Genomic DNA, 12779 nt, shown 5'->3' with positions numbered 1-12779 from the left:
CCCACCGGGGTGATCCACCCCGTGCTGCCGGGACATCCCCTCGGGAAGGGGCTATCGTCGGCCCCGCCTCTGCCTTGCGAGACGTGCCGATGTCCTTGCGTGCCTTCCTGCTTCTGCTTCTCGCGCTCTTCACCGCCTGCGACGGGGGGTTGGATGCGCCGAAGAAGGGGCTGGGCCTGCAGCTTTGCGGCAACGGCGCGCTCGAGCGCGGTGAGGATTGTGACGACGGCAACGCCCGCACCGAGGGCTGTCCGTACGGCGAGACGGCGTGCACGGTCTGCGACGCCGCATGCCGCGAGGTCCCCGGCGTCGCGAGCCTCTGCGGGGACGGCGTGCTCGATCCGATGCACGAGGGCTGCGACGACGGCAACGCCGTGACCGAGGGCTGTGCCTACGGCGCCGCCTGCACCGTCTGCGACGCGAGCTGCAACCTCGCGCAGCTGCCCAGGCGCCACTGCGGCGACGGGGTCGTCGACGAGGCCGACGGCGAGGTCTGCGACGAGGGGGCGGCGAACGACGATCGCTCCGCCACTTGCAGGAGCGATTGCCGGGCGCCCACCTGCGGCGACGGCATTACCGGTGTCCACGAGGAATGTGATCCACCGGGAGCGGGGGGGTGCCGCGCCGACTGCACCCTGGAGCGCTGCGGGGACGGCAGGCTCGACCCCGACGAAGCCTGCGACGAGGGCGCTGCGAATGCCGACCGCCCCGACGCCTGCCGCACCGACTGCAGCCTCCCCGCCTGCGGCGACGGGATCCACGATCGGGCGGAGGCCTGCGACGCGGGGCCCTGGCCGGTGGCGAAGGCGGAGGCCCGCGGCGCCGCGGGCTGCGCGCTCTCCGTCGACGGCGCCATCCACTGCTGGGGCCCCTTCGCGGCGCTGCGGCAGATCCCGGCGGCGCTGCAGGACGCGCCGGCGCGCGATCTCGCGGTGGGCGAGGGCTTCGCCTGTGCGATCGACCAGGAGCAGGCGATCATCTGCTGGGGCAACGAGCCTTTGCTCTCGCCCCTCGCCTCGAGCCCCCTCTTGCCGCCGCCGGGTGTCTTCACCAGCGTCGCCGCCGGCTCGCTCCACGCGTGTGCGATCGACTACCGGGATCGCCTCGTGTGCTGGGGCCACCTCCCCGGCACCCAACGCCCTGCAGGTGCTGCCGCCGAGGTCGTCGCAGGCGATGGTTTCGCCTGCGTGCGCGCGCCGAATGGTCCGATGTCCTGCTGGGGCGGCGATTCCCTCGGCGAGCTCCAGTCGCCCGGGATCTGGGTGGTCGATCTGGCCGCCGCGCCGACCCACGTCTGCGCCCTGCGCAAGAGCGATCGCCATCCGGTCTGCTGGGGCGACGACCGCGCGCTGCAGGTGAGCGACGCGCCGGCGGAGCCGATGCTGCAGCTCTCGGTGGGCGAAGGCTGGAGCTGCGGCCTCACCGAGGCCGGCAGCGTCCGCTGCTGGGGCGAGCGTGTCGACCGCGTCCCTGCGGCGCCGGTGCCCTTCGTCGGCCTCGTCCAGGGCGAGCGCTGCGCCTTCGACCGAGACGGCGCGGTGCACTGCGCACCCGGCGCATCGCTCGACCTGCCCACCAACAGCGACGGGAGCGGCGCCGTCTGCAGGGCAGACTGCAGCGTGCCCCGCTGCGGCGACGGCGTGATCGACGCCGGCGAAGACTGCGACGACGGCAACACCACCGACGACGGCAACGGTTGCAGCGCCACCTGCGTCCGCACCGGCTTCTGCGGTGACGGCGTGCTGCAGGAGGCGGTGGAGGGCTGCGACGACGGCAACGCGGTCACCGAGGTCTGTGCGTATGGCGAGCGGTGCACCGTCTGCACCGCGGCATGCGTCGAGGGGCCGGGGAGCACCTCGTTTTGCGGCGACGGCAGGATCGATCCGCCGGAGGGGTGCGACGACGGCGACGGGGCGGTGGCCCATCTCCAGCTCGATCTCGGGGCGAACTTCGCTTGCGGGATTCGCGGCGACGGCAGGGTGCGCTGCTGGGGGCTCCTGGTGGGGACGATCGAGGAGCCCCCGGGCGCCTTCACCGAGGTTCACGTCGGGCGCGACTTCGCCTGCGCCCTGGCTGCGGACGGCACGGTCGAATGTTTCGGCACCGCTGCCGCCGGCCCCTTCCCCTCACCGGCTGCGCGCTTCGTCTCGATCGACGCCGGCGACGACTTCGTCTGCGGCGTGGAGCAGGGTGGGGCGCTGGGCTGCTGGGATCGGGCGGGACCGCGGGCACGCCCCGACGGCGCCGACTGGCGCTTCGTCGCGGCGAGCGGCGCGAAGGCATGCGGCCTGCGCGTCGACGGGACGCTGCACTGCTGGGGCGGTCCCCTTCCCGAAGCGCCGCCGCCCGCGTCGCTGGTGCAGGTCGCGATCGGGACCGCGCACCTCTGCGGCCTCGATCGCAACGGCCAGCTCCACTGCTGGGGCGGGCATTGGCAAGGGGAGGAGCCGCCGCGGTTGCCGCCGGGCTTCTTCTCCTCGGTGATCGCCTCGGGAGATGCGAGCTGCGTGCTCGACGGAAGGGGCGAGGGGACCTGCTTCGGCGCCACCGGTCTGACCGCGCCGGCTGGGCGCTGGGCGAGCCTCGCTGCGGCACCTGCCGCCGTCTGCGGGCTGCGCCCCGACGGCAGGGTGGAGTGTTTCGCCGGCGGCGGCTTCCTCCCGCCAGCCAACGACGACGTGCGGCCCGACGCCTGTCGCACCGATTGCCAGCCCGCGACCTGCGGCGACGGCGTTCGCGACGACGGCGAGAGCTGTGACGACGGCAACCTCGAGCACGAGAGCTGCCCCTACGGCGAGCGCTACTGCTCCGTCTGCGACGCCACCTGCAGCTGGGCCGACGGCGCCACGGTCTCCTTCTGCGGCGACGGCGTGATCGATGCCGCCGGGGGCGAGGCCTGCGACGAGGGCGAGCGCCTCGTCACCCGCGTGGGCAGGGGCGATGGCTTCCTCTGCGCCCTGCGCGGCGCCGCCTTCTGCTGGGGCGACGACACGTGGGGGCAGTCCTCGCCCCCTGCCAACCTCACCTTCCGCGAGCTCGCGGTGGGCGCGCACCACGCCTGCGCGATCCGCTGGCAGACCTACGAAGTCGACTGCTGGGGCCGCAACGAGAGCGGGCAGGCGACACCGCCCGCCGGGCAGTTCGTCGCGCTGGCAGCTGGGCGCGATTTCACCTGCGGCCTCGATCTCAGGTTCGGGATCCACTGCTGGGGCAACGTGCCGGCGTCTGCTCCCGCCGGCACCTACGGAACGATCGCTGCGGGTGATCGCCACCTCTGCGCCACCGACTGGCGAACGGGCGAGGTGCACTGCTGGGGCGCGAACGAGCACGGCCAGGCCACGCCGCCCCAGGGCCACGTCGCCTCCCTGGTGAGCGCCGGCGCGCGCCACAGCTGCAGCGTCGGCGCCGGGGGCGCGATCACCTGCTGGGGCGACGATTCGCAGGGACAGTCGACCGTTCCCGCTGGCACCACCGGCGTGCCGGTCGCCGGCAGGGATCACAGCTGCGCCGCGGGCCCTGCCGGCGTGGTGTGCTGGGGCTCCAACGTCGAGGGCGTCCTCGACGCGCCGCCGCTGCTGCTCGACCGCCTCGCCGCCGGGATCTGGGGCCACGACCGGACCTGCGGGATCGAGCGTGGCAGCACGGCAGGCCATCTCGCCTGCTGGGGTAGCACCGGCATCACCGGCGCCCCGGCGCCTGCAGGAAATGCCGACGTGCCCGACAGCTGCCGCCCCGACTGCGCCGCACCGGCTTGCGGCGACGGAACGGTCGATTCCGGCGAGAGCTGCGACGACGGCAATGCACTGGGCGGCGACGGCTGCAGCGCGAGCTGTGCCGTCGAATGATCGGGGAGCGGCTCCCTCCACATGGGGTAGAAAGAACGAAGACACGAAAGGAGCCGTGATGCTCGTCCGTCTCTTCCCGCTCGTGCTGGTCCTCGGTCTCGCGTCGGGGTGCGGCGACGGTCTCGATGTACCGAAGCGCGGTCTCGGCGTGCAGGTCTGCGGCGACGGGCGCCTCGCTCCCGGCGAGGCCTGCGACGACGGCAACACGCGCACGGAAACCTGTCGTTGGAACGAGGCCTCTTGCACGGTCTGCAGCGCGACATGCGAGCTGGTGCCGGGCGAGACGAGCCGCTGCGGCGACGAACGCATCGACCCGCTGCACGAGGGCTGTGACGACGGCAATGCGGTGACCGAATCCTGCGCCTACGGCGAGCGCTGCTCCGTCTGTGACGCCACCTGCCAGCTCGTCGAGGTGGCGCGGCGCTGCGGTGACGGCGCGGTGGACGCCGATGCAGGCGAAGCCTGCGACGAGGGCGAGGCGAACGACGACACCACTCCCGATGCATGCCGCCTCGACTGCCAGCTCCCACGCTGTGGCGACGGCGTGATCGACGGGGACGAGGCTTGCGAGCCACCGGGCGCGGGCGCCTGCCGGGCCGATTGCAGTCTGCCTGCGTGCGGCGACGGCATCCTCGATCCGGGCGAGGCCTGCGAGCCGCAGCTCGACGCCGCCTGCCGCGCCGACTGCACGCTGCCGCTCTGCGGCGACGGCAGGATCGATCCCGGCGAGTCCTGCGACGACGGCGCCTTCGCCGTCGCCGGCGTGGCGCTCGCAGAGGCGGGCGGCTGCTTCCTGGCGGAGGGCGGCGAAGTGCGTTGCGTCGGAGAGGCGCTGGCGGCGGTTCCCGCCGAGGCCTCCGCGGGGGCGGTGCGGCTCGCTGCCGGCCCCAGCGCCGCCTGCGCCATCGACGGCGAGGGTGCGGCCCGGTGCTGGGGCGACGATCCCGCCGGGGTCGGGCTGCTCGCGCCGCCGGAGGGCGTCTGGGGCGAGATTGCCCTGGGCCCGGGCCACGGCTGCGGCCTCCGCCCCAACGGCTTCCTCGTCTGCTGGGGCCAGATCACCGAGCTGCCCACGGCCCGCTACGGCTGGAGCCACCTCGCCTCCGGCCACGGCTTCAGCTGCGGGATCTCACCTGCAGGCCACGCCTTCTGCTGGGGCGCCTCGACCTTCGGCGTCCTCGACGCGCCGGACGGGACCTTCGCGGAGATCGCCGCGGGAACGCACCACGCCTGCGCGCTCGGGGCAGACGACGGAAGGGCGGTCTGCTGGGGGGATGGCAGCAACGGCCAGCTCGCCGCGCCGGAGCTACGGCTGCACGCGCTCGCCGCCGCTGGCGACCTCGCCTGCGCTCTCGACGACGACGGCCGACCCCACTGCTGGGGCGATCTCGCCCCCTGGATCCCGGCGCCGGCAGGTCCCTTCGAGCGGCTCGAGGTGGCTCCAGGCCGGATCTGCGGCATCGGAGCCGGCGGTGCGATCTGCTGGGGGGGCGAGCCGCTCGACGCCGCGGGGATCGGCAACACCGACGGCCTCGCCGGCACCTGCAGGAGCGACTGCAGCCTCCCTCGCTGTGGCGATGGCGTGATCGATCCCGCGGAGGCGTGCGACGACGGCAACTCCGTCGACGATGGAAACGGATGCAGCGCGATCTGCACGAGGCTCGGCAGCTGCGGCGACGGCGTGCTCCAACCCGGATTCGAGGCCTGCGACGACGGGCCCGCCGATCCCAACTGCGGCTACGGGCAGAGCTGTCTCGTCTGCGGCGCCACCTGCAGGCTGGTGGAGGGGCTGGCCAGCCGCTGCGGTGACGGCCTGGTGGACGCAGGCGCCGGCGAGTCCTGCGACGACGGGCTGCGCAGCGGGGCGTTCCGGGTGGTCAGCACCGCCGGTCCCCACGCTTGCGGGATCCTCGAGGACGGGAGGCTGCGCTGCTGGGGTGACGGGGCCCTCGCCGGCGTGCCCACAGGCAGCTTCGCAGAGATTGAGTTGGGCAGCGACTTCGGCTGCGCCCTCGACGAGGCTGGCGCGATCCGCTGCTGGGGGGCCGTTCCGGCCCCACCGGAGGGAAGCTTCCACGGCCTCGCTGCTGGACCTGCCGCTGCGTGTGCCCTCGATGGCGAGGGGACGCTCCATTGCTGGGGCACGATCGACCCGCCACCCGCAGGCGGCGGGTGGACGGCGGTGGCGGTGGGCGACGAGAGCGCCTGCGCCCTCGACGCTGCCGGCGCGATCGCCTGCTGGGGCGCCGGCGCGCGGGATCTCGAGCCGCCTGCAGGCACCTTCGTCGCCGTGGCCGTCGGCGACACGCTGCGCTGCGCGATCGATGGCGAGGGGATGCTCAGCTGCTGGGGCCAGGAGGCCGCGGGCTACACCCTTGGCTTCCCGGTGGTGGCCCTCTCCGCGTGGGGCGATACCGTCTGTGTCCTCGACCGGAGCGGCTCCGCCACCTGCCTGGGACCGTGGGCGCCGCAGACCGCCGACGGTGTCTACCGCGCCGTCGACGCAGGCGCCGGCGGCTCCTGCGCCCTGGGGATCGACGGCATGGTGAGCTGCTGGGGGTCGGCGGCAGCCGTTTCGCCGACCAACTCCGACGTACTGCCCGACGCATGCAGGACCGATTGCCAGCCCGCGAGCTGCGGCGACGGCGTCTGGGACAGCGGCGAAGGGTGCGACGACGGCAACACGATCACCGAGCGCTGCCCCTACGGGCGCGTGAGTGCCTGCACCGTTTGCGACGAGACCTGCGAGTCCATCGCAGGCGAGCGCGCGTACTGCGGCGACGGCATCGTTCAACAGGACCACGAGAGCTGTGACGATGGCGCCTCCTCGATCGCCGAGATCCGCTGGGGTGACGCTTTCGCTTGCGTCCGGGCGCCCCGCGGCGATCTCGACTGCTGGGGGGAGAACGGCGCGGGCCAGGCCACGCCCCCCGCCGGCCAGTTCCAACTCCTCGCCGTGGGACAGCGCCATGCCTGCGCCACCCAGCCGACCGGCGTCTCCTGCTGGGGGGCCGGTGACCTCGGGCAGACCACCGCTCCCTCCGGCACCTTCGTGGAGCTGGTGGCGGGCAGCGACTTCACCTGCGGCAGGCCGACGAACGGGACGGGAATCTCCTGCTGGGGCGACGTGCCTTTCGTGCCCCCTTCCCTGGGAACCTGGCGCGGTCTCGCCGCGGGCGATCGTCACCTCTGCGCCATCGGCGCCGCCGACGAGGTCTCGTGCTGGGGCGAGAATGGCGCCGGGCAGGCGAGCCCGCCATCCGGTACCCTCGCCTCTCATCTGGCAGCCGGCCGCAGCCACGCCTGCGCGAGCCATCCCTTCAGCGGCCCGCCGGTCTGCTGGGGCGATGACGCCGCAGGGCAGGCGACGCCGCCTGCGCAATTCATCCAGGAGATTTACGCAGGCGGAGACCTCACCTGCGCCCTCGGTCTCAACGACGACGTGGTCTGCTGGGGAGCGGCGCCTGCCGGTGCGGCGGGGCCGAACCAGCTCCGCTTCTCGGCGCTCGCGCTGCCGCGGTGGGGCGCCGGGGCGATCTGCGGGCAGGCCTACTACCCGCACTTCGGCCTCATCTGCTGGGCCGGCGGCACCGATCCCCTGGTCGCGCCGCTGGAGACGGGCAACAGCGACGTCCGGCCCGACAGCTGCCGGACCAATTGCCAGCCCGCCCGCTGTGGCGACGGAACGGTCGACACCGGCGAGGCCTGCGACGACGGCAACACCACGAGCGGCGACGGCTGCAGCGCGAGCTGTGCCGCCGAGTAGGAACGAACGAGGCCCGCGCGGCGCATCCGCCGGCGGGCCTCGGTTTCGCAGCAACGCGGATCGACTACTTCAGGATCCCCGCCTTGCGCAGGTTCGCCTCGAGGCGCGAAGTCGGATCACCCGCCGCAGGCTGGAAGCCCTCGCCGGTGAGCCGCTCGTAGTTCATCACGTACTTCTGGGCGAGATCGACGCGCACGTCGCCCGGGATCTCCGGCGGCGTGCCGTGGCCCTGGAAGCCGCGCTCCTTGATCAGCCACTGGCGGATGTTCTCCTTGTCGAGCATCCGCTGCTCCTCGCCAGCCTCGAAGCGCTGCTGGTACTCGGAAGCCTCCCAATACCGCGAGGAGTCCGGCGTGTGGATCTCGTCGATGACGAGGAGCTCGCCCTTGTAGAGGCCGAACTCGTACTTCGTGTCGACGAGGATCAGCCCCTGCTGCAGGGCGAGCTCCTGGCCGCGCTTGAAGAGGGCGATGGCGCGCTTCTGCACCTCCTCCCAGAGGCCGGCGGGGCAGAGGCCGCGGCTCACCACCTCGGCGGAGGAGATCGGCTCGTCGTGCTTGCCGGGATCCGTCTCCTTGGTGGAGGGGGTGATGATCGGCTCGGCGAAGGGCTGGTCCTTCTTCAGATCCTTCGGGAAGTCGATGCCGTAGACCCCGGCCTTGCCCGCGGTGTAATCGCGCCAGAGCGAGCCGGTGATGTAGCCGCGGACCACCACCTCGACCAGGAGCGGCTCGCATTTGCGGGCGAGGAGCGCGTTGGGATCGGGCTGGCTGATCACGTGGTTCGGGGCCACTTCCTTCGTCTGCTCGAACCACCACGCGGCGAGTTGGTTCAGGATCTGGCCCTTGAAGGGCACGGTGGTGAGCACCACGTCGAAGGCCGAGAGGCGATCGGTGGCGACGAGGAGCATCTCGTCACCCAGGTCGTAGGTGTCACGGACCTTGCCCTGGCGCTTGCCGGGCAGGGGGAGGTTCGTTTCGCGAAGGGTCTGGGGCAGCTGCTGGTGGAGAACGTCGTCGGCGACCATGGCGACTCCTCGAAGGGCATCGAAGCCCTTGGGACCAGAGGTTCGCGGGCCTTCTACCCGAGATCGACCACGACCGGAAGGTGATCCGATGCATCGCCCCCGACCGCCTCGACCCGCAGCGGCTGGCCGAGGCCGCCGCCGACGAGGATGTGGTCGATGCCGATGGTGGGCGCGTCTGCAGGATAGCTCCGCAGCGGCGAAAGGCCCGCGCTGGTGGCGCTGTCGCGCAGCTCCGCCGCGAGGATCGCGAGGGAGGGCTCGCTGTAGCTGGCGTTGAAATCGCCGAAGAGCACCACGCGGGGCAGGCCGCGCAGGCGCTCCGCCACCGTGCGGGCCTGCCGGAGCCGCTCCACCGGATCGAGGCCGAAGTGGGTCACCGCCGCGGTGACGAGGCCGTCCGGATGCGCCACCTCCGCCACCAGCAGCGCCCGCTGCTCGGCGAGGGAGGGCAGCTGCAGCGTCTCCACGGAGCGGATCGGCCAGCGGGAGAGGAGGGCCACGCCGTAGTGGCCGCCCTCGTAGGGGAAGGCGGCGCCGAAGGCGACCTCCCGGCCGGCGAGCCGTGCGAGCAGCTCGGCCTCGTCGATGCCGCCGGAGCGGCGCACCCCGACGTCGACCTCCTGCAGGCCGACGAGATCGGCGTCGATCGCAGAAAGCACCCCGGCAATCGCCTCGGGCCCCTTGAGGCCGCCATGCTTGATGTTGTAGGTCGCGACGCGCATCGGCGCGGAGGATAACGGGAAATGGCTGGCGATGTCGGAATCGTGCTCTACAAGCCGCGGATCGCGGACAACGTCGGCGGCGTGGCCCGTGCCATGGTCAACTTCGGCTTCGACCGGATGGTGATCGCCGACCCCGCCACCTACCACTTCGACACCCGCACCGCGGTGAAGTCGGAGCGCGTGGTCGAAAACGCCTACATCGCGCGGACCTTCGAGGAGGCGGTGGCGCCCTTCACCTGGGTCTGCGGCACCACCTCCCGCGTGATCCGCCGCCGCGCTGCGCTCTCACCCAGGCAGATGGCGGAGGAGGCCTTCCGCCGGGTCCAGGCAGGCGGCACGGTCTGCGTGGTCCTCGGCAGCGAGAACCACGGCCTCACCGACGCCGACGTCGATCGATGTGACGCGATCTGCCGGATCGACACCGACGAGGAGCAGCCCTCGATCAACCTGGCGCAGGCGGCGGCGATCCTCTGCTACGAGCTCCACGTGGCGCAGCGGCAGGAGCGGCTGCCGCGCCAGCAGGCGACGATGGCGAGCAGGGAATCGGTCGATCGGCTGGTGGACTTCGCCCGGACCATGCTGCTCGACGCGGGCTTCCTCAACCCGCAGCAACCCCACCTCATCCTCGCCGAGCTCCGCCGCCTCCTCGTCCGCGGGGAGCCCACCAAACGCGAGGTGGAGCTCCTCACCGCAGCGGTGAAGCAGGTGCAGCGGAGCCTCGTCCCGGTGCCCCAGCGCAAGGGGCCTTGAGCTTCGGTCAGGGCTGCGGGTCGAGCTGCGGCGCCGGGGCCTCGGCCTTGCGCCCCTCGACCTTCCTGCCGAGGGCGAAGATCACCGCCACCAGCGCCACCGGCCCGAGCAGCCAGCTGAAGGCGTAGGCGTAGCCGAGCGCGTTGAGCCCGTAGCCTGCCACCGCGGCGACCAGCATGGTCACCGTCGCGTAGGGGAACTGCGTCCGCACGTGGTCGAGGTGATCGGAGCCGGTGGCGATCGAGGACATCACCGTGGTGTCGCTGATCGGCGAGACGTGGTCGCCGAAGATGGCGCCGTCGAGGACCGCCGCCAGGGAGAGGAACATCATCTCGGGGCCGGCGAGGTGGAAGGCGAGCGGCGCCGCGGTGGGGATCAGGATCCCCATCGTTCCCCACGAGGTGCCGGTGGCGAAGGCGATGAGCGCCGCGAGGAAGAAGATCGCCAGGGGCAGCGCCGCCGGATGGATCACGTCGCGCAGGCCCGCCACGAGGAAGTGGCTGGTGCCGAGATCGTCGCAGACCGCCTTGATCCCCCAGGCGAGGGTGAGGATCACGATCGCCAGCCACATCGCCTGCATGCCGCGGCCGTAGGCGAGCACCGCGTCGCGAAGCGGGAGGAGCCGCCGCCCGAGGACCAGCGCGAAGGCCACCGCCGATCCGGTGAGGGAGGCGACGCCGAGCACCAGGGTCGAGTTCTCGGCGCCGCCGAAGGCGTCGCGCCACATCGAGAAGGAGAAGAGCGCCGCGGGTGAGGCGGCGATGGCCGAGAGGCCTCCGCCGTCCCACAGCAAGCCGATCACCGTCACCGCCAGCACCACGGCGACGGGCACCACCGCCACGTGGGCGAGGCGGGGCACGCCCTCCTTCGGCTCGGTGCTCTTGAAGCCGGCGGAGGTGAGGGGGGTGGCGCCGTCCCGGAGCACCGCGCCGGTCTCGAGGGCCCGGCGCTCTGCACGGAGCATCGGCCCGAAGTCGCGGCCCGAGAGGACGAGCACGCCCACGAAGATCAGCGTGAACATGCAGTAGAAGCGGAAGGGCAGGGCGGCGAAGAACATGCCGTAGCCGTCCATCCCCAGCCCGAGGCCCTGCGCCAGATCGCCGAGGAGGCCGACCTCGTAGCCGATCCAGGTGGAGATCACCGCGATCCCCGCCATCGGCGCCGAGGTGGAATCGACCAGGTAGGCGAGCTTCTCCCGCGAGATCCGCATCCGGTCGGTGAGCGGCCGCATGGTGCTGCCCACGAGGATGGTGTTGGCGTAGTCGTCGAAGAAGATCGCCACGCCCATCAGCCAGGCGACGACCTGGGCCGAGCGGCGGCCCTTCGCCACCCGGGCGAGGCGGTCCACCACGCCCTGCACGCCGCCGGCGCGGGTGGCGAGGCTCACCAGGCCGATGAGCGCCGTGGTGAAGACGAAAATCCAGATCTTGAACGCGTCGCTGAAGGTCGCCTTCCAGCCGTAGTCGACGAGGGCATGGGGGACGAAGGCGATCGGGTTCCAGCCCACCGCGAGGCCGGCGCCGACCACGATCGAGAGGACCAGCGAGAGCACGAGCCTGCCGGTGGCGAAGGTGAGGACGATGGCGAGGAGCGGCGGGAGCACCGCCCAGGGACGGATCGGCGCCCGGCTCGTGGTCACGCCCACCGGGTGGACGGAGAGCTCGTCGTAGCCGAGGGCGACCTCCATCGTGCCGTCGGCCCGCTCCGAGACGAAGACGTGGAGGGTTCTTCCGCTGGCGGAGAGATGGAGGTGGGGCGCGGCGCCGACCCTGCTGCGGACCACGTCCTCCACGTCCCGGGCCATCTTGCCGTCGAGGTAGAGGCGGGCGGGAAATTTTCCACGGAGGTCGGGACGCTCGGTGACGAGCTTCTCGTCCAGCTCCGCGACCGCCTCGTCGAGGGCGGCGGAGACGGTGGCGGTCCGTGCCTCCTCCTGCAGCCGGGGCAGCGAGAGGAAGGCGAAGGCGAGGATCGCCGCGGCGATCCCCCAGCGCACGATTTCGCGTCGAGTGGGGCGGTACATGGATCGCCCGATCTATCACGCCGCGAACGCTTCGTGGGGGGCAGGGGAGCGGGCGCCCGGGTCGCTACCGGCCCGGGCGCCAGCAGGCGGCGGGCCTACCGGGGCTTCTTCCCCTGCTTGCCCGGCACGGCGCCGAAGAGCTTCGGCGCGGTGACCGCATCCTGCCCCTTCTTCTCGAGGAGCCGGTTGACCGCGCGCACCATCTTGCTCCGCACCGGTCCGGGGACCGGCTTGTCCTGCATGGCCGCCTCGATGTGGCCGGGGCGGAGCGACCTGCCACTCTTCGGCTTGCCGAGGTTCGCGTCGGCGTAGGACTGGCCGGGGTTCCTGCGGCGCTTCTCGGCCCGCTTGCGGATGAGATCCCGGTCCGCGTTGCCGACCCGCTCGAGTCGCTGCGAGACCTGCAGGAGCCGCTTGGTTTCGATGCCCTTTTCGCTCAGGAAATCGGAGAACTGGCCCATCGTTTCGTAGCCTCCTTCGGCCTTTCGTTTGCGGAGAAGGCGCGAAGAATGACCCCGGCTGCCGGCGCGCGCCACCCGTGGCGGGTGCCCGGATGTGTCGTGGCGCACAACCTGGCTGGCACCCCGGCGCCGACGTCCGCATCCTCCTCGGGCGGGGCTGGATTTCCAGCGAGGGGCTGCACCGA

7 protein-coding genes are annotated in these 12779 nt (G+C 72.3%); 3 read left to right on the top strand and 4 right to left on the bottom strand.

The window, feature by feature from the left end:
* Nucleotides 1–89 precede the first annotated feature (89 nt).
* The gene (locus tag ACESMR_RS06235) at nucleotides 90–3845 is read left to right on the top strand and encodes a DUF4215 domain-containing protein (RefSeq protein WP_373046014.1); all 3756 of its coding nucleotides are present in this window, start codon (nucleotides 90–92) and stop codon (nucleotides 3843–3845) included.
* 58 nt (nucleotides 3846–3903) lie between these two features.
* Nucleotides 3904–7611: a DUF4215 domain-containing protein gene (locus tag ACESMR_RS06230; RefSeq protein ID WP_373046012.1), complete on the top strand. Its 3708-nt coding sequence runs from the start codon at nucleotides 3904–3906 to the stop codon at nucleotides 7609–7611.
* A gap of 64 nt (nucleotides 7612–7675) precedes the next feature.
* Here the strand turns inward: ACESMR_RS06230 and ACESMR_RS06225 are convergent, their stop codons facing one another.
* Together ACESMR_RS06225 and ACESMR_RS06220 are read right to left on the bottom strand one after the other, a co-directional pair.
* The gene (locus ACESMR_RS06225; protein WP_373046010.1) at nucleotides 7676–8638 is read right to left on the bottom strand and encodes a phosphoribosylaminoimidazolesuccinocarboxamide synthase; all 963 of its coding nucleotides are present in this window, start codon (nucleotides 8636–8638) and stop codon (nucleotides 7676–7678) included.
* Nucleotides 8639–8691: 53 nt separating this feature from the next.
* Nucleotides 8692–9360 (bottom strand): endonuclease/exonuclease/phosphatase family protein, encoded by a 669-nt coding sequence (locus tag ACESMR_RS06220; protein WP_373046008.1) that lies wholly within the window; start codon nucleotides 9358–9360, stop codon nucleotides 8692–8694.
* A 21-nt stretch (nucleotides 9361–9381) separates the two neighbouring features.
* Between ACESMR_RS06220 and ACESMR_RS06215 the strand changes: the two genes are divergently transcribed.
* The gene (locus ACESMR_RS06215; protein WP_373046006.1) at nucleotides 9382–10110 is read left to right on the top strand and encodes an RNA methyltransferase; all 729 of its coding nucleotides are present in this window, start codon (nucleotides 9382–9384) and stop codon (nucleotides 10108–10110) included.
* 7 nt (nucleotides 10111–10117) lie between these two features.
* On the opposite strand, the gene ACESMR_RS06210 is transcribed toward ACESMR_RS06215, so the two are convergent.
* Together ACESMR_RS06210 and ACESMR_RS06205 are read right to left on the bottom strand one after the other, a co-directional pair.
* Nucleotides 10118–12133, bottom strand: coding sequence for a Na+/H+ antiporter NhaC family protein (locus ACESMR_RS06210; RefSeq protein ID WP_373046005.1), 2016 nt, complete (start codon nucleotides 12131–12133; stop codon nucleotides 10118–10120).
* 95 nt (nucleotides 12134–12228) lie between these two features.
* Nucleotides 12229–12594 carry a hypothetical protein gene (locus ACESMR_RS06205; RefSeq protein WP_373046003.1) on the bottom strand — a complete coding sequence of 122 codons (366 nt, stop codon included), beginning with the start codon at nucleotides 12592–12594 and terminating at the stop codon, nucleotides 12229–12231.
* Nucleotides 12595–12779 lie beyond the last annotated feature (185 nt).

Source organism: Vulgatibacter sp. (assembly GCF_041687135.1).
Taxonomy (GTDB): Bacteria; Myxococcota; Myxococcia; order Myxococcales; family Vulgatibacteraceae; genus JAWLCN01.
The sequence above is the reverse complement of the archived record's forward strand: the minus strand, read 5'-3'. Positions and strand labels throughout refer to the sequence as shown.